The 15,965-nt window shown below is 46.1% G+C and carries 14 protein-coding genes and 1 pseudogene; 14 read left to right on the forward strand and 1 reads right to left on the reverse strand.

Annotated elements, in window-relative coordinates; genetic code table 11:
• Nucleotides 1-34 precede the first annotated feature (34 nt).
• From tilS to cysK, 7 genes are all read left to right on the forward strand, one after another.
• Complete coding sequence (tilS, locus tag JOD21_RS16460; RefSeq protein ID WP_204730657.1) at nucleotides 35-1,399, forward strand: tRNA lysidine(34) synthetase TilS; 1,365 nt, start codon at nucleotides 35-37, stop codon at nucleotides 1,397-1,399.
• Nucleotides 1,400-1,422: 23 nt separating this feature from the next.
• Entirely contained in the window at nucleotides 1,423-1,971 is a 549-nt protein-coding gene (gene hpt / locus JOD21_RS16465) for a hypoxanthine phosphoribosyltransferase (protein ID WP_041120790.1), read from the forward strand.
• Nucleotides 1,972-2,080: 109 nt separating this feature from the next.
• On the forward strand, nucleotides 2,081-4,102 hold the full coding sequence (gene ftsH / locus JOD21_RS16470) for an ATP-dependent zinc metalloprotease FtsH (RefSeq protein WP_204730658.1): 2,022 nt from the start codon (nucleotides 2,081-2,083) through the stop codon (nucleotides 4,100-4,102).
• A 295-nt stretch (nucleotides 4,103-4,397) separates the two neighbouring features.
• Nucleotides 4,398-5,165, forward strand: coding sequence for a type III pantothenate kinase (locus tag JOD21_RS16475; protein WP_204730659.1), 768 nt, complete (start codon nucleotides 4,398-4,400; stop codon nucleotides 5,163-5,165).
• Between the two features lie 16 nt (nucleotides 5,166-5,181).
• Entirely contained in the window at nucleotides 5,182-6,060 is an 879-nt protein-coding gene (gene hslO, locus JOD21_RS16480) for an Hsp33 family molecular chaperone HslO (protein ID WP_204730660.1), read from the forward strand.
• Between the two features lie 3 nt (nucleotides 6,061-6,063).
• The gene (locus JOD21_RS16485; RefSeq protein ID WP_204730661.1) at nucleotides 6,064-6,972 is read left to right on the forward strand and encodes a peptidyl-prolyl cis-trans isomerase; all 909 of its coding nucleotides are present in this window, start codon (nucleotides 6,064-6,066) and stop codon (nucleotides 6,970-6,972) included.
• A gap of 87 nt (nucleotides 6,973-7,059) precedes the next feature.
• Entirely contained in the window at nucleotides 7,060-7,983 is a 924-nt protein-coding gene (cysK, locus tag JOD21_RS16490; protein WP_204730662.1) for a cysteine synthase A, read from the forward strand.
• A gap of 266 nt (nucleotides 7,984-8,249) precedes the next feature.
• Here the strand turns inward: cysK and murB are convergent.
• A pseudogene (gene murB / locus JOD21_RS16495) lies at nucleotides 8,250-9,149 on the reverse strand (UDP-N-acetylmuramate dehydrogenase); the annotation flags it as partial.
• A 217-nt stretch (nucleotides 9,150-9,366) separates the two neighbouring features.
• Here murB and JOD21_RS16500 point away from each other — a divergent pair.
• The 7 genes from JOD21_RS16500 (at nucleotide 9,367) to lysS (ending at nucleotide 15,552) form a co-directional block, all read left to right on the forward strand.
• Nucleotides 9,367-10,758, forward strand: a complete 1,392-nt coding sequence (locus tag JOD21_RS16500; RefSeq protein ID WP_380270004.1) for an anthranilate synthase component I family protein — start codon at nucleotides 9,367-9,369, stop codon at nucleotides 10,756-10,758.
• Nucleotides 10,755-11,345, forward strand: a complete 591-nt coding sequence (gene pabA, locus JOD21_RS16505; protein WP_204730664.1) for an aminodeoxychorismate/anthranilate synthase component II — start codon at nucleotides 10,755-10,757, stop codon at nucleotides 11,343-11,345. The genes JOD21_RS16500 and pabA overlap by 4 nt, the downstream gene beginning before the upstream one ends.
• Nucleotides 11,342-12,184, forward strand: coding sequence for an aminodeoxychorismate lyase (gene pabC / locus JOD21_RS16510; protein WP_204730665.1), 843 nt, complete (start codon nucleotides 11,342-11,344; stop codon nucleotides 12,182-12,184). The genes pabA and pabC overlap by 4 nt, the downstream gene beginning before the upstream one ends.
• A gap of 11 nt (nucleotides 12,185-12,195) precedes the next feature.
• Nucleotides 12,196-13,008: a dihydropteroate synthase gene (gene folP / locus JOD21_RS16515; RefSeq protein ID WP_204730666.1), complete on the forward strand. Its 813-nt coding sequence runs from the start codon at nucleotides 12,196-12,198 to the stop codon at nucleotides 13,006-13,008.
• 1 nt (nucleotide 13,009) lies between these two features.
• Nucleotides 13,010-13,372, forward strand: a complete 363-nt coding sequence (folB, locus tag JOD21_RS16520) for a dihydroneopterin aldolase (protein ID WP_204730667.1) — start codon at nucleotides 13,010-13,012, stop codon at nucleotides 13,370-13,372.
• Nucleotides 13,373-13,894: a 2-amino-4-hydroxy-6-hydroxymethyldihydropteridine diphosphokinase gene (gene folK, locus JOD21_RS16525; protein ID WP_204730668.1), complete on the forward strand. Its 522-nt coding sequence runs from the start codon at nucleotides 13,373-13,375 to the stop codon at nucleotides 13,892-13,894.
• 170 nt (nucleotides 13,895-14,064) lie between these two features.
• Entirely contained in the window at nucleotides 14,065-15,552 is a 1,488-nt protein-coding gene (gene lysS, locus JOD21_RS16530; RefSeq protein WP_204730669.1) for a lysine--tRNA ligase, read from the forward strand.
• Nucleotides 15,553-15,965 lie beyond the last annotated feature (413 nt).

Consider the following 15,965-nt stretch of genomic DNA (forward strand, 5'->3'; position numbering starts at 1 on the left):
TAATGAGAAACAAAGGATCAGAAAGGGTATCAGTATGGATGAATTTCAACTGAAAGTGATGAAGTATTGCAGGGAGCATCAGATGGTCTTACCGGAGGACCATGTGCTGATCGGTGTCTCGGGCGGACCGGATTCACTCGCGCTTCTTCATTTTTTCATGCATAGCGGTCTGAATGTGAAGGTGGGAGCCGTGCACGTTGACCATGGGTTAAGAGATGGTTCGGCAGAAGATGCCGCCTTTACTGAAGCATTCTGCCAAAAGCATGATCTTCCGTTTTACTTATTAAAAGCGAATGTGAAGGAGAGAATGAACCAGACCGGAGAAGGTGTGCAGGAGGCCGCGCGAAAAGTCCGCTATGACTATTTTGAAAAAATAATGACTGAGACAGGTGCAGAGGTGTTCATGACAGGTCAGCACGCAGATGACCAGGTTGAGACGATTTTATTCAGGCTGATGCGCGGCACCTCTATGCGGGGAGCTGCCGGTATCCAGCCTGTCAGAAGGTTTGCGGCTGGGAGGCTGGTGCGGCCTTTTTTAGCTGTGACGAAAAGTGAAATCGAACAATATTGTGAACAGCATGACCTGCAGCCAAGGAGAGATCCGACGAATGAGCGTGATGCTTATACGAGAAACCGTCTGAGAAACCATGTGATTCCACTGCTGAAAAAAGAGAACCCGCTCCTTCATGAAGCGTTTGGACGCTTTTCTGAAGAGCTTAGTGAAGATCAGTGGTATCTTGAGTACCAGGCTGAAAAAGCATTGGGTGATGTATGTCTTTCAAAGTCACGCGAACGTATTCACTTTTCTGTAGAAAAATTTCGGAGTTATGGTCTTCCTTTACAAAGAAGAATGATTCATCTAATATTAAATTATCTGTATGCAAAAGTACCCACATCATTATCTTCAGCGCATACGCGCGCGATACTCGATCTGCTGAAACAAGCGCATCCGTCCGGGGATCTTCACTTGCCTGAATCACTGACTGTAACCCGCTCATATGAAGACGGTTATTTTCATTTTCAGCGCGAAACAAAAGCTCAGCCTTACACTTTTACAATCGATAAGGCTAAGCTGACAGATCTGCCTGATGGACATCAGCTTGAAGTGCGGAATGGAGAGGTCGTGCCGGATAAGCCGTATCTGGACCTGATCTATGTATCTGAATCATCTATGCCACTGACGGTGAGAAGCCGCAGAGAGGGTGACAGGATACAGCTGCCCCATGGCAACGGGTCTAAGAAGATAAAAGATGTCTTTATAGAAAAGAAAGTACCTGTGCATCTGCGACATCAGCACCCGGTTATTACGGACGCTGACGGAAAGGTACTTTGGCTTCCGGGACTGCGTAAAGCGCCGTCTGCCGGAAAACCTGCTGCATATACGTTAATTTACTATTAAGATCTTCTAGGAGGACATTGTTCGTGTTAAATAAAGACATCGAGAAAGTATTGTATACCGAGGAACAGCTTCAGGAAAAAATCAAGGAGCTTGGCACTGAGCTGACAGCTGAGTACCAGGACAAATATCCGCTTGCAATCGGCGTACTAAAAGGTGCTATGCCTTTTATGGCTGATTTGATCAAGCGTATGGATGTATATCTTGAGATGGATTTCATGGATGTTTCAAGCTACGGGAACTCAACTGTTTCTTCAGGTGAAGTGAAGATTGTCAAAGACCTGAACACGAAAGTGGAAGGCCGTGACATTCTGATCCTTGAAGATATCATCGACAGCGGATTGACACTGAATTATCTTGTCGACCTGTTCAAATACCGTAAAGCAAAATCAATCAAAATTGTGACACTGCTTGATAAGCCAAGCGGACGTAAAGCTGACATCAAAGCAGATTACGTTGGATTCATTGTGCCGGATGAGTTTGTTGTAGGATATGGACTTGACTATGCGGAACGTTATCGTAACCTCCCATACATCGGTGTATTGAAGCCTGAAATTTATACAGATTCCGAGTAAAATAGAGTCAGAGGCAAAGCATGCTGTGAGCAGGCTTATTGGTTGTCACTCTTTATTTTACTGTGATAGTATTGGTATTAGTTTTCTTGACCGTGGGAGGAGGTAAGGGATGAACCGTATATTTCGAAATACGATATTTTATTTAATTATTTTCCTCGTCATTATTGGTATCATTGGCCTATTTAACAATGGGAACCAGCCAAATGAGGAACTCACATATGGTGAATTTTTAAATGCACTGGACAGTGGGGAAGTAACGGAGATTGAAATCCAGCCGGACAGAAGTGTGTACAATGTACGCGGACAGCTCGAAGGCTATGAAGAAGCTGAGTATTTCCTTACAAATATTCCATTTGAAAGTTCAGCGCTTGAAACAATTGATGAAGTAGCACAGGCGAATAATACTGAGGTAACTGTTCTGAAAGCCCCTGAGACAAGCGGCTGGGTAACATTCCTGACAACGATTATTCCATTTGTGATCATCTTCATTCTATTCTTCTTCCTGCTTAACCAGGCTCAGGGAGGCGGCGGTGGCCGTGTCATGAACTTTGGTAAGAGTAAGGCGAAGCTTTATACTGAAGAAAAGAAAAAAGTCCGCTTTAAGGACGTTGCAGGAGCTGACGAAGAGAAGCAGGAACTTGTCGAAGTTGTTGACTTCCTGAAGGATCCCCGTAAATTTACTGATGTTGGTGCACGTATTCCTAAAGGGATTCTGCTTGTCGGGCCTCCGGGTACCGGTAAAACACTTCTTGCCCGTGCGGCAGCAGGTGAAGCAGGCGTACCATTCTTCTCGATTTCCGGTTCAGACTTCGTTGAGATGTTTGTCGGTGTCGGGGCATCACGTGTACGTGACCTGTTTGAAAATGCAAAGAAAAATGCACCATGTATCATCTTCATTGATGAAATTGATGCAGTTGGACGTCAGCGTGGCGCCGGTCTTGGCGGCGGACACGATGAGCGTGAGCAGACATTGAACCAGCTTCTTGTTGAGATGGATGGTTTCGCAGGTAACGAAGGAATCATCATGATCGCAGCAACAAACAGACCTGACATTCTGGACCCTGCATTACTGCGTCCTGGCCGTTTCGACCGTCAGATCACAGTAGACCGTCCTGATGTAACAGGCCGTGAAGCTGTCCTGAAAGTCCATGCAAGAAACAAACCGCTCGCAGATAACATTGACCTTAAAGCGATTGCTCAGCGTACACCGGGCTTCTCAGGTGCAGACCTTGAGAACCTGCTGAACGAAGCTGCCCTTGTTGCAGCACGTCGTGATAAGAAGAAAATTGATATGGGTGATATCGATGAAGCAACAGACCGCGTCATTGCCGGTCCTGCGAAGAAGAGCCGCGTTATCTCTAAAAAAGAGAGAAAAATCGTTGCCTTCCATGAAGCAGGTCATACAATTATCGGTGTTGTACTCGATGAAGCTGATATGGTTCACAAAGTAACGATTGTCCCTCGCGGCCAGGCTGGCGGTTATGCCGTTATGCTTCCGAAAGAGGATCGTTACTTCATGACAAAACCTGAATTACTGGATAAAATCACAGGCCTTCTTGGTGGTCGTGTGGCGGAGGATATTATCTTCGGAGAAGTATCAACCGGTGCGCATAATGACTTCCAGCGTGCGACAGGCATTGCCCGCCGCATGGTAACTGAATTTGGTATGAGTGATAAGCTTGGACCGCTTCAGTTCGGTCAGGCACAGGGTCAGGTATTCCTTGGCCGTGACTTTAACAGTGAGCAGAACTATTCTGATCAGATCGCTTATGATATTGATACAGAAATTCAGCGTATTATTAAAGAGTGTTATGCACGTGCGAAGACGATTCTTACAGAGAACCGTGAAAAGCTTGAGCTTGTAGCTGAAACGCTTCTTGATATTGAAACACTTGATGCTGAACAGATCAGACACCTTGTGGATCACGGAAAACTGCCTGAGCGTGACTACGGTCATGACGAAGATAATGACCGTAAAGATATTACTGATGAGTCAAAAGAACTTGAATCAGACGAAACATCTGTTACGACTGATGAAGAGATCAACGCAGAAGAGAAATCTTCAGAGGATCTTTTGAAAGAAACTAAAGAAGACACGCCTTCTGATGAAGATAAGCGAAATAAAGAATAATCACCTGATCTAAGGTGCAGGATCCGCGGTTCCGCGTAAACGGGGCCGCGGATTTTTTGACGCATTGGCGAGGTATAGTGGGGGAGGTCTTGCCGGACTTTTACAGGTCAGAACTGAGTGTTTTCCGGTCAGATTCACTGATTTACCGGTCACCAGCAACGACTTTCGGGTCACATTCACCTGTTTACCGGTGATAATTGTTATGACAGGCTTCTACCGTTAATGCGCCCTCACCCATTTCAGACTATGGTAAAATAATTTCAGTGTGTACTCTAATAAGGCGTGGTGAATATAGATGTTATTTGTATTGGATGTTGGAAATACCAACACAGTTTTAGGTGTGTACGATGGAGAGGAACTCCGCTATCATTGGCGCGTGGAGACGAACCGTCATAAAACAGAGGATGAATATGGCATGCTTGTAAAAAATCTGTTTGAGCATGTCGGATTGACATTTTCTGATTTCGACGGGATTATTATTTCCTCTGTTGTACCGCCTGTGATGTTTCCGCTTGAAAGAATGAGTCAGAAATACTTTCACCTGAAGCCGCTTGTTGTCGGTCCGGGGATGAAGACAGGTCTGAATATCAAGTATGACAACCCGAAAGAAGTCGGGGCAGACAGAATTGTTAATGCGGTTGCCGGTATAAAGGAGCATGGCGGTTCACTGATCATTGTCGATTTTGGAACGGCGACAACTTATTGCTATATTAATAAAAACCGTCAGTACATGGGTGGTGTGATTGCACCGGGGATTGGGATCTCAACTGAAGCACTGTATGCAAAAGCAGCCAAGCTTCCGCGGATTGAGATTGCCCGTCCTGAAATGGTCGTGGGGAAAAGTACAGTTTCTGCGATGCAGGCAGGTATTGTCTATGGCTATGTCGGCCAGGTTGAAGGAATTGTCTCACGTATGAAAAAAGAAGCCGGTGAGCACGTGACTGTCATTGCCACAGGCGGTCTCGCTTCACTTATTGCCAAGGAATCAGATATTATAGATATTGTTGATCCGTTTTTAACACTAAAAGGACTTCAGTTAATATACAAACGCAACGTTGAATGAAAGGAGATTTTTTAACATGAAAGATTATATGGTACGCGCGCTTGCTTATAATGATCAGGTGCGTGCATATGCTGTAAATACGACAGCTGCTGTGCAGGAAGCGCAGGACCGTCACTATACGTGGCCGACTGCTTCTGCTGCACTGGGCAGAGCAATGACTGCAGGTGTCATGATGGGCGCAATGCTTAAAGGTGATAATAAACTCACTGTGAAAGTGGAAGGAAACGGTCCGCTTGGCATGATCCTTGTTGACAGTAACGCAAAAGGTGAAGTAAGAGGATATGTAACAAATCCTCAGACACACAAAGAACTGAATGAACAGGGGAAGCTTGATGTTAAAGGTGTTGTCGGTACTGAAGGAACACTGACGATCGTAAAGGACCTTGGTATGCGTGATAACTTCACAGGTCAGGTACCAATTGTCTCAGGTGAAATTGGTGAAGACTTCACTTACTACTTCGCATCTTCAGAACAGGTGCCTTCATCTGTTGGCGTTGGCGTCCTTGTCAATCCGGACAATACAATTTTAGCAGCGGGCGGCTTTATCATTCAGCTGATGCCTGGTGCTGATGAAGAAACGATTGAAAAGATTGAGAAGCGCCTTGGCACCATTCCGCCTGTATCGAAAATGATCCAGGAAGGCCTGGCTCCAGAGCAGGTGCTGAACACTGTGCTGGGTGAAGGAAATGTAAGAATTCTTGATTCTATGCCGGTTGCTTTTGAGTGTAACTGTTCAAAAGAGCGCTTCGGCAATGCCATCATCGGTCTCGGGAAAGAAGAGATCCGGGCAATGATCGAAGAAGACGGTAAAGCAGAAGCGGAGTGTCACTTCTGCCGTGAAAAGTACGAGTATACGAAAGAAGAATTAGAAGCTTTTTCACAAGAGGCAAACTAGGATATGGCTGAGATTCGTAAAAGACGACTTAAGGCTAAGCCGCTTTTATATATCATTGGTTTTCTGATGGTGACGAATCTGATTTTCCTGATTGGCTGGATCACAAAAGACGGAGCACCACCTGATGCTGAGGCAGAGGTGGTGGCTCAGGTCGGTGATGAAGAAATCACGCGTCAGGAGTGGCTGCACGCAATTGAAGTGCGCCATGGAAAAGAAATCCTCCAGCAGCTGATTAATCAGTCAGTTATGGAACAGTCAGCTGATAAATATGATGTCGCTGTGTCAGAAGAAGAACTTGATCAGGAGCTGTCTATGCTGCGATCGGTTCTCAATGTCTATGATCAGGCATCTCTCCCAAATGAAAGTGTATTGAAGGAAGAGCTGAAAACAGATCTGATACTTGAAAAACTGATTGCAACTGAAGCAGAAATTTCCGAAGAAGATCTTCGTACATATTACGATGAAAATGAAGAACTCTATTCAGTACCTGAGATGTACAGACTATCTCAGATTGTGCTGCCGACAGCTGAGGATGCTGCTAAAGCCATGGAAGAACTTGAAAACGGTTCCTCATTTGAAGCAGTAGCAAGAGAGCGCTCGATCGATCCTGTTACAGCAAGCCAGGGCGGGCAACTGGGTTTTATTCCTGAAAACACGGAGTCAGTCGATGCGACTGTTTTGAATGCTGCAGCCAGCGTGTCACCGGGTGAATATACGGATGTTTTTCAGACGCAGGATGGATACGCGATTCTTTATGTTCACGAAACGGTCCCAGGGGTGAAATTTGAATTTGAAGAAGTCCGCGGGAAAATTGAACGTCAGCTGGCGCTTGAAAAAATGACAACGCCCGTGACAGCAGAATCTTTCTGGGATGAATATTCAATCGACTGGTTCTACGGCCCTGCGGAATAATCAAAATAGTTGAAATTTAACAGTTCTCTTGTTACATTTGCATTATGTTAAACCGATCACATTACTAGGGATTAGGAGTGAGACAATATGGTACGCATTGCAAATAATATTTCTGAATTAGTAGGTCAGACACCAATCGTTAAACTGAACCGCCTGACAGATGAAAACTCAGCAGAGGTCTATCTGAAGCTTGAGTATATGAACCCTGGCAGCAGCGTGAAAGATCGTATTGCTCTTTCAATGATTGAAGCGGCAGAACGCGATGGCAATCTGAAAGAAGGCGACACGATTATCGAACCGACAAGCGGGAACACGGGTATCGGTCTTGCCATGATTGCTGCTGCAAAAGGCTATCGCTCGGTGCTTGTGATGCCTGAGACAATGAGTATGGAAAGAAGAAACCTGCTTCGCGCTTACGGAGCAGAGCTAGTACTCACGCCGGGACCGGACGGCATGAAAGGCGCGATCAAAAAAGCAGAAGAGCTGGCAGAGGAAAAAGGATACTTTATGCCTCAGCAGTTCAAAAATGAAGCAAATCCTGAAATCCACCGCCGCACAACTGGTAAAGAAATCGTGGAACAGATGGATCAGCTTGATGCATTTGTATCTGGTATTGGAACCGGTGGAACGATTACAGGTGCAGGTCAGGTGCTTAAAGATCACTACAAAGATGTAAAAATCTATGCAGTAGAGCCTGCGGACTCACCAATCCTGTCAGGTGGGAACCCCGGCCCTCATAAAATCCAGGGAATCGGTGCAGGCTTTGTACCGGATATCCTGGACACAAAAATTTACGACGAAGTCATCCAGGTGACAAATGAGCAGTCATTTGAAACAGCCAGAAGAGCAGCCCGTGAAGAAGGTATCCTCGGAGGTATTTCTTCAGGTGCAGCGATCTATGCAGCACTTGAAGTAGCGAAGAAGATGGGTAAAGGTAAAAAAGTGCTGGCTGTGATTCCAAGTAACGGTGAACGTTACCTGAGCACTCCGCTTTATCAGTTTGAAGATTAATTTTTGGGCAGTCTCCTGACGGGGGCTGCTTTTTGTTTGTGCGTGGGTGGTTCAGGAGATTACAACTGGTGTACCGTAAATAACGGTGGATGTTCCGGACATATTGCAGGAGGTTCATGAAATAACCACAGCTGTTCAGAAGATTTCGGCGCCGTTCCATGAAATCAGGTATAATGAACTATTCTCGTTAACAGCCCTCCGATTCACCTCTTACGCAAACAAAAAACCGGAACCCGCCCCCAAAAGGATAAATTCCGGTCTTCGCATTAAGCCCGCCCGATCACACGGACTTCTTTCTCCAAATCAACGCCAAACTTCTCTTTAACTGTTTTTTGCACGTGCTGCACAAGGTTCAGGTAATCTTTTGCTGTTGCATCGCCTTTATTGACGATAAATCCGGCATGCTTCAGTGACACCTGGGCACCCCCGATTTGAACACCCTGCAGGTTTGAGTCCTGAATCAGTTTTCCGGCAAAGTGGCCCGGTGGTCTTTTGAATACACTGCCGCATGATGGGTATTCAAGCGGCTGCTTAGACTCCCTCAGGTAAGTGAGTTCATCCATTTTTGCCTTGATGACGTGCTGCTCACCCTCTTCAAGGGCGAATTCTGCTTCAAGGACGATCCAGTTTTTATCCGGGATTGCACTTGTGCGGTAATCAAACGCCATTTCTTCAGCAGGCAGTCTTTTCACTTCGCCTTCAGGTGTGAGAACGGTGACGTGTGTACAGACGTCTTTGATTTCGCCGCCGTACGCACCGGCATTCATATAGACTGCGCCGCCCACGCTTCCCGGGATTCCGCATGCGAATTCGAGTCCGCTGAGCGAGTGGTCATGTGCGGTTCTTGATACGTCGATGATTGGGGCACCTGCTTCTACTGTAATCAGCTGATGCTCAATCGTCATATTCGTCAGTGACGTGGTTAAAATGACAAGCCCTTCAATGCCGCCGTCCTGGATCAATACGTTTGATCCGTTACCGAGCACCATCCATGGCAGGTTATTCTTTTTTGCAAAGGTAACGGCTTTCGTCAATTCTTCAATTGACTCAGGAATCGCAAGGTAATCTGCATTTCCGCCGATTTTTGTATACGTATAATCTTTCAAAGGTACATTCTTTTGAATCATATTGTGCCTCCTGTGTGTTTCTGCTTTCTGTAAGTATAGTCACAGTTTGCAAGGGACGTTCGTCATTTACATACAAAAGCTCCTCCTCCAGAAAAGAGCCTGGCAAAAGGAGCTGCTTTAATGAATAAAGTATATGGAAATTCAGCGTAAACGTCAATTTTTTATCAGATGTCCCTGTACCACCTGATGAATTGTTTCGTGTATGATTGAGGAAGAGTCTGCTTACTGGGAGTGAAACTTCTTGAGTTCATACACAATTACTTATCAAACCACAAAAACAACGTTAGATACGTTTTATTATACAGCTCAGAAAATGGCTGAGCATGAAGAACGCCATCTGTTTTTAGAAAGTGGCAGAGGCGGCCGGTACAGTATTGCCGGTATTAAACCGTTTGCCTGGGCGAGCGGGAAAGAGAAGCGCCTGACTGTTGTCGAAAATGGTGAAGAAACAGTGTTCGAGGGGGACGTACTGAAAAGTCTGCTTGACTGGATGGCGCCTTACCGCACCGAACCGAATCCTGAGCTGCCGGATTTTCAGGGAGGGGCAATCGGTTATATCAGCTATGATTATGTCCGCTCGATTGAAAAGCTGCCTGAGTCAGCAGTGGATGACCTCGGCTTACCTGATGTCTGCTTTTTAATTTTTGATGAGTGGATGGTATTTGACCACCATACAGATACGCTCTACTTTATGATTCTTCATCATTATGAGGAGCCGGCTGATGCAAAGCTTGAGCAGCTGATCAATCAGTGGAAGGAATCGTTCACGCAGGAAGCGCCTGAACGTAGTATGCCGGTTAACCCATCTGATGACATGACAGTGTCAATGGAGGAAGCCTCGTTTTGTGAGGCGGCGGAAGCGATTCGCACGTATATCGCACAGGGTGACGTCTTTCAGGTGAATCTGTCTGTGCGGCAATCCAAGGCGCTTGCTGTAAAAGCTTCAGAGGTATATGAGGAAGTGCGAAAGCTGAATCCTTCCCCTTATATGTCTTACCTGCATTTACCTGATATGCAGATTGCGTCTGCATCGCCGGAGCTTTTGGTGAAAAAAGCTGGAACAGAGCTCAGCACACGGCCGATTGCCGGGACACGCTCGCGCGGGAAGACTTCTGAAGAAGATCAGTCGCTTGCCAATGAATTAATTCATAACGAAAAAGAACGCGCTGAACATGTGATGCTTGTAGACCTTGAACGTAATGACCTGGGCAGAGTGAGTCAATATGGCAGTGTTGAGGTCAATGAATTCATGGTGATCGAAAAGTACTCACACGTGATGCATATCGTATCCAACGTCCGCGGTACGCTTGATGAAAAGTACGATGAAGCGGACGTGATCAGAGCGGTATTTCCGGGAGGCACGATCACAGGAGCACCGAAAGTCCGCACCATGGAGATCATTGAAGAACTAGAACCGGTCAGAAGAGGGCTGTATACAGGCTCAATCGGCTGGATTGGCTTTAATGGGGACCTCGAATTGAATATCGTGATCCGTACGATGCTTGTCAAAGGTGGACAGGCCCACGTCCAGGCAGGTGCCGGCGTCGTGATTGATTCCCACCCGAATAGAGAGTATAAGGAATCGCTGAAAAAAGCGCGTGCGCTCTGGCAGGCGAAAGATCAGGCGGAAGGAGTGACCACGCAGTGATTTTGATGATTGATAACTATGATTCATTTACGTATAACCTCGTTCAGTTTTTAGGCGAGCTTGGTGAGGAGCTCGTTGTAAAGCGTAACGATGAAATTACCATTGATGAAATTACACAGATGAACCCCGACTTTCTGATGATCTCACCCGGGCCGTGCAGTCCGGATGAAGCGGGTATCAGCCTTGAAGCGATCCGCGCATTTGCCGGGAGGATTCCGATCTTTGGCGTATGTCTCGGCCACCAGGCGATTGCACAGGTATTTGGCGGCAATGTTGTCCGTGCAACGCGGCTGATGCACGGAAAAACCTCAGATATATACCATGACGGTAAAGGTGTCTATAAAGATTTGCCGATGCCGTTTACTGCAACGCGATACCATTCACTGATCGTTGAAAAGCATACGCTGCCTGATGAACTGCTCATTACGTCCTGGACAGATCAGGGCGAGATCATGGGCATCCGTCACACAGAACTCGCGGTTGAAGGAGTGCAGTTTCATCCGGAATCGATTATGACAGACCAGGGTAAAAAGCTGCTGCAGAATTTTCTCGATGCCTACCGTGTGCGTGAGGCTGAGCGTGTATGAAGCTCTGGCTGGATGGACAGGTCATAGAGGAAGCGGATGCGCGTATATCTCCGTTTGATCACGGCTTTTTATATGGAATGGGCGTTTTCGAGTCATTTCGAACATATGATGGTTTTCCGTTTTTAATTGGGGATCATATAAAGAGGCTGCAGTTTGCGCTGGATGAAATGAATATAGAGACTGAACTGAGCGTTCAGTACGTGAAGCGAATAATAGAGGAACTGAGAATGGCCAACGGTGGGGAGGACGGATACTTCCGTCTGAATGTGTCTGCCGGTGAGCGGGGAATCGGGCTTGACCCGTCTCCTTATACGCGGCCAATGTTAATGCTGTTACAAAAGACGCTTACAGCACATCCGTCAGAACGCCATGCGCAGTGGCTCAAGCTGCCGCGCAACTCACCGGAAACGGCTGTCAGATTGAAGTCACATCATTATTTTAATAACCTTGCTGCAAGAAGAGAAGTACCTGATGCGAAAACAGAAGGGATTTTTCTGACGACTGACGGCGTGATTTCTGAAGGACTTGCCTCTAATGTGTACTGGGTAAAAGACGGCACGCTTTATACGCCGGACGAAACGACTGGTATGCTTGCTGGCGTTACACGAAAAATGGTGCTCGCACTTGCGCGTACTGAAGGCATTCCGGTTCGGGAAGGGCGTTTCACGCAGGCAGATGCTGAAGGTGCAAGTGAATGGTTCGTGTCTAACTCCATTCAGGAAATCGTGCCGATCACACAGTTTGAAGAGCGAGTGTTTCCTGACAGCGGTCCTGTATTCAGCAGGTTACAGCATTTATATAAAAAAAAGACCAGGCTGCCCGTAGAATCAGTTGAATGAGGTGAAAGAACATGAAAGCTGGCGCATATACGCTGGATTTTAAGAAGAAAACATATGTCATGGGTATTTTAAATGCCACGCCGGATTCATTTTCGGATGGCGGGAAGTTCAATACTACTGAAGCGGCGGTTGCGCGTGCAAAGCAAATGGCTGCTGAAGGTGCTGACATCATTGATATCGGTGGGGAATCAACGAGACCGGGCTATACACCTGTATCCATAGAGGAAGAAATCGAGCGGGTCGTGCCGGTGATTGAAGCGGTTAAACGCGAAGTAGACCTGCCAATTTCAATTGACACCTTCAAAGCGCAGACGGCTGAAGCTGCTGTCAAAGCAGGTGCAGATATCATTAATGATATCTGGGGCGCTACATACGACCCGAAAATCGCTGAAGTTGCTGCGCAGCACAACGTTCCGATTATTTTGATGCATAACCGGGAAAAGCGTGATTATAAGCATTTTCTATCTGATGTCGTGAGTGACCTTGAGCAAAGTATCACAATCGCCCGGGATGCAGGCGTCAGAAAAGAGCAGATCGTGCTTGATCCGGGTGTGGGGTTTGCAAAAACATTTGAACAAAACGTTGAAGTTACAAGGCATGTGGACCGTATTGTTGAAATGGGGTACCCTGTGCTGCTGGGCACCTCAAGAAAATCGATGATCGGCAATATCCTTGGCCTGCCTGCAGATGAGCGGACAGAAGGAACCGGTGCAACTGTATGCTACGGTATACAAAAAGGCTGTCATATTGTCCGTGTTCATGACGTGAAAGAAATTGTCCGCATGAGTCGTGTAATGGATACGTTAATCGGAAAGGGTGAATGACGTGGATAAAATTAAAGTAAATGAAATGGAGTTTTACGGCTACCATGGTGTGTTTACTGAAGAAACAAAGCTTGGCCAGCGTTTTCGCGTGAATGCAGTACTTGAACTGGATCTCTCCAAGTCTGCTGAGTCAGATAATGTGGATGACTCCATTAACTATGCAGATGTCTACAATGTGTGTAAAGAAGTCGTGGAAGGGGAGCCGCTGAAGCTTGTGGAAGCAGTAGCGGACAGAATCGCTTCACGTATGCTCAGTGAATTTGATATCCTTGACCGCATAACCATTGAAGTCGTGAAGCCTGACCCGCCTATTCCTGGGCATTATAACTCTGTTGCCATCGAATTGACCCGGAGCAGAAGCTGAATGCCTACAGCATATCTCTCACTTGGCTCAAATATCGGGGATGCAAAACGTAATCTTCAGGAAGCAGTAAAGATGCTTGATGCATCTCCTTCTATAGAAGTAACGAAGGTATCCTCCATTTATGAAACAGATCCGGTCGGCTTTACAGATCAGCAGGTATTTTTAAATATAGCCGCGGAAGTGAAAACTGAGCTTTCCGCTGAAGGACTGCTGGATGAGGCGCAAGGGGTTGAGCAGTCGCTTGGCAGGGAGCGTAAAATCCACTGGGGACCGCGTACAATAGACCTTGACATTTTGCTCTATGATACAGACAATATACAATCAGAAAGACTGACAGTTCCGCATCCATACATGCACGAACGCAGCTTCGTCCTTGTCCCGCTAAATGAAATTGCTGCAGGAGCTGTGCACCCTGTATCAGGGAAGTCAGTTCGTGAACTGCTTAGTCATACTGGCAGTGAAGGAGTACGTTTATGGAAGGAAACTGTCTATCAGGATAAACAAAGCTTCTTTATGCTATAACCAAACTGCCGAAACCCATTGGCAGTTTTTTTGTTGAGACGAAGCCACTACAGGAAAAAAGCCTTTAGGGGTGTACGCGCGTTATATATTGTGTAAAATAGACAGGTATTCAAAAAGACCAGAGACAATATTTGAATCATAGATAAAACAATGTAAAAGGAGTGACGAACATGAGTCAGGAAGAAATTAATGACCAGTTCCGCGTCAGACGCGAGAAAATGGAAGCGATTCGTGAGCAGGGGAACGACCCGTTCGGTAAACGTTTCGACCGCACGCACGCTTCAGAAGAAATCAAAAGCGAATTCGGAGAGCTTTCAAAAGAAGACCTTGATGAAACACCGCACGAAGTAACCGTAGCAGGCCGTATCATGACAAAGCGTGGTAAAGGAAAAGCAGGCTTTGCGCATATTCAGGATCTGCAGGGACAGATTCAGCTTTATGTCCGTAAAGACGGTGTGGGTGAAGACGCGTATGAGCTTTTCAACACAGCTGACCTTGGAGATATCGTAGGGGTAAACGGCACAGTTTTCCGTACAAAAGTAGGCGAACTTTCTATTAAAGCGACAAGCTTTGAGCTCTTATCAAAATCACTTCGTCCGCTGCCTGAAAAATTCCACGGCTTAAAAGACGTTGAGCAGCGCTACCGTCAGCGTTACCTTGACCTGATTACAAGTGAAGACAGCAAAAACACTTTTATCGCACGCAGTAAAATCATCCAGTCAATGAGACGTTATCTGGATAACAACGGCTACCTTGAAGTCGAAACACCAATGCTGCATTCTATCGCAGGTGGAGCGGCAGCCCGTCCGTTCATCACTCACCACAATGCGCTTGATATGGAACTTTATATGCGTATCGCGATTGAGCTTCATCTTAAGCGCCTGATTGTCGGTGGACTTGAAAAAGTGTATGAAATCGGACGCGTATTCCGTAACGAAGGGATCTCAACGCGCCACAACCCCGAGTTCACAATGATTGAGCTGTATGAAGCGTATGCGGATTACAATGACATCATGGACCTGACTGAAAACATGGTTGCGCATATCGCACAGGAAGTCCTGGGCTCAACAGTCGTTCCTTACGGGGAATTCGAAGTTGATCTGACACCTAAATGGACACGCCTCCATATGGTAGATGCAATCAAAAAGGAAACAGGTGTAGACTTCTGGCAGGAGATGTCCAATGAAGAAGCACATGCACTTGCTAAAGAACACGGTATCGATGTAAAAGACAATATGGAATACGGCCATATCGTTAATGAATTCTTCGAACAGAAAGTAGAAGAAACGCTTATTCAGCCAACATTCATTTATGGTCACCCGGTAGAGATCTCTCCTCTTGCGAAGAAAAATCCAGAGGATGAGCGCTTCACTGACCGTTTTGAACTGTTCATTGTAGGCCGTGAGCATGCCAATGCCTTCACGGAGCTGAATGATCCTATTGATCAGCGTGAACGTTTTGAAGCACAGATGAAAGAAAAGGCAGAAGGAAACGATGAAGCGCACGAAATGGATGACGATTTCATTGAAGCGCTTGAGTACGGTATGCCACCAACAGGCGGACTCGGAATCGGGATCGACCGTCTGGTGATGCTGCTGACGAATTCTCCTTCTATTAGAGACGTACTGTTATTCCCGCTTATGCGTCATAGAGACTAAATGGTTTGGGCCGCTGCTTTTAAGCAGCGGCTATTCTTTTAGTATGAGCATTGTGCCAGGACTGATCGCTTCCGCGGTGATCTGAAAGCTACTTACTTCAGGTGTAATGAGAGTGAATCATACAATCTTTAAATTAATTTTACCTTTTTGATAAAAAACTATTGTCACATTGTAAATGCCGTGATATATTATTATTCGTTGCCGCGATAACACACGGCAGCAACAAAAAAGAAAGCGAAAAAAGTTGTTGACATCAAGTCGGAAGACATGGTAAGATAACTGAGTCGCCAAAAACGACAAACGCTTTTAAAGAAGTACTTGAACCTTGAAAACTAAACAACCAAACGTCAACGTTTTAAGATTTTAAGTCTTTTTCGAACAAAAAAGACAATGAGCTTTTCAAACACTTTACG

It is taken from the genome of Jeotgalibacillus terrae (assembly GCF_016908195.1).
In the GTDB taxonomy this organism is placed as follows: domain Bacteria; phylum Bacillota; class Bacilli; order Bacillales; family Jeotgalibacillaceae; genus Jeotgalibacillus; species Jeotgalibacillus terrae.

Bases quoted from the DNA above. Each gene is read 5' to 3' on its own strand.
- pabC (WP_204730665.1), top strand. From the start codon at position 11,342: ATGAAGCTCTGGCTGGATGGACAGGTCATAGAGGAAGCGGATGCGCGT.
- JOD21_RS16485 (WP_204730661.1), top strand. From the start codon at position 6,064: ATGGCTGAGATTCGTAAAAGACGACTTAAGGCTAAGCCGCTTTTATAT.
- tilS (WP_204730657.1), top strand. From the start codon at position 35: ATGGATGAATTTCAACTGAAAGTGATGAAGTATTGCAGGGAGCATCAG.
- JOD21_RS16475 (WP_204730659.1), top strand. From the start codon at position 4,398: ATGTTATTTGTATTGGATGTTGGAAATACCAACACAGTTTTAGGTGTG.
- folP (WP_204730666.1), top strand. From the start codon at position 12,196: ATGAAAGCTGGCGCATATACGCTGGATTTTAAGAAGAAAACATATGTC.
- folK (WP_204730668.1), top strand. From the start codon at position 13,373: ATGCCTACAGCATATCTCTCACTTGGCTCAAATATCGGGGATGCAAAA.
- cysK (WP_204730662.1), top strand. From the start codon at position 7,060: ATGGTACGCATTGCAAATAATATTTCTGAATTAGTAGGTCAGACACCA.
- lysS (WP_204730669.1), top strand. From the start codon at position 14,065: ATGAGTCAGGAAGAAATTAATGACCAGTTCCGCGTCAGACGCGAGAAA.
- ftsH (WP_204730658.1), top strand. From the start codon at position 2,081: ATGAACCGTATATTTCGAAATACGATATTTTATTTAATTATTTTCCTC.
- hslO (WP_204730660.1), top strand. From the start codon at position 5,182: ATGAAAGATTATATGGTACGCGCGCTTGCTTATAATGATCAGGTGCGT.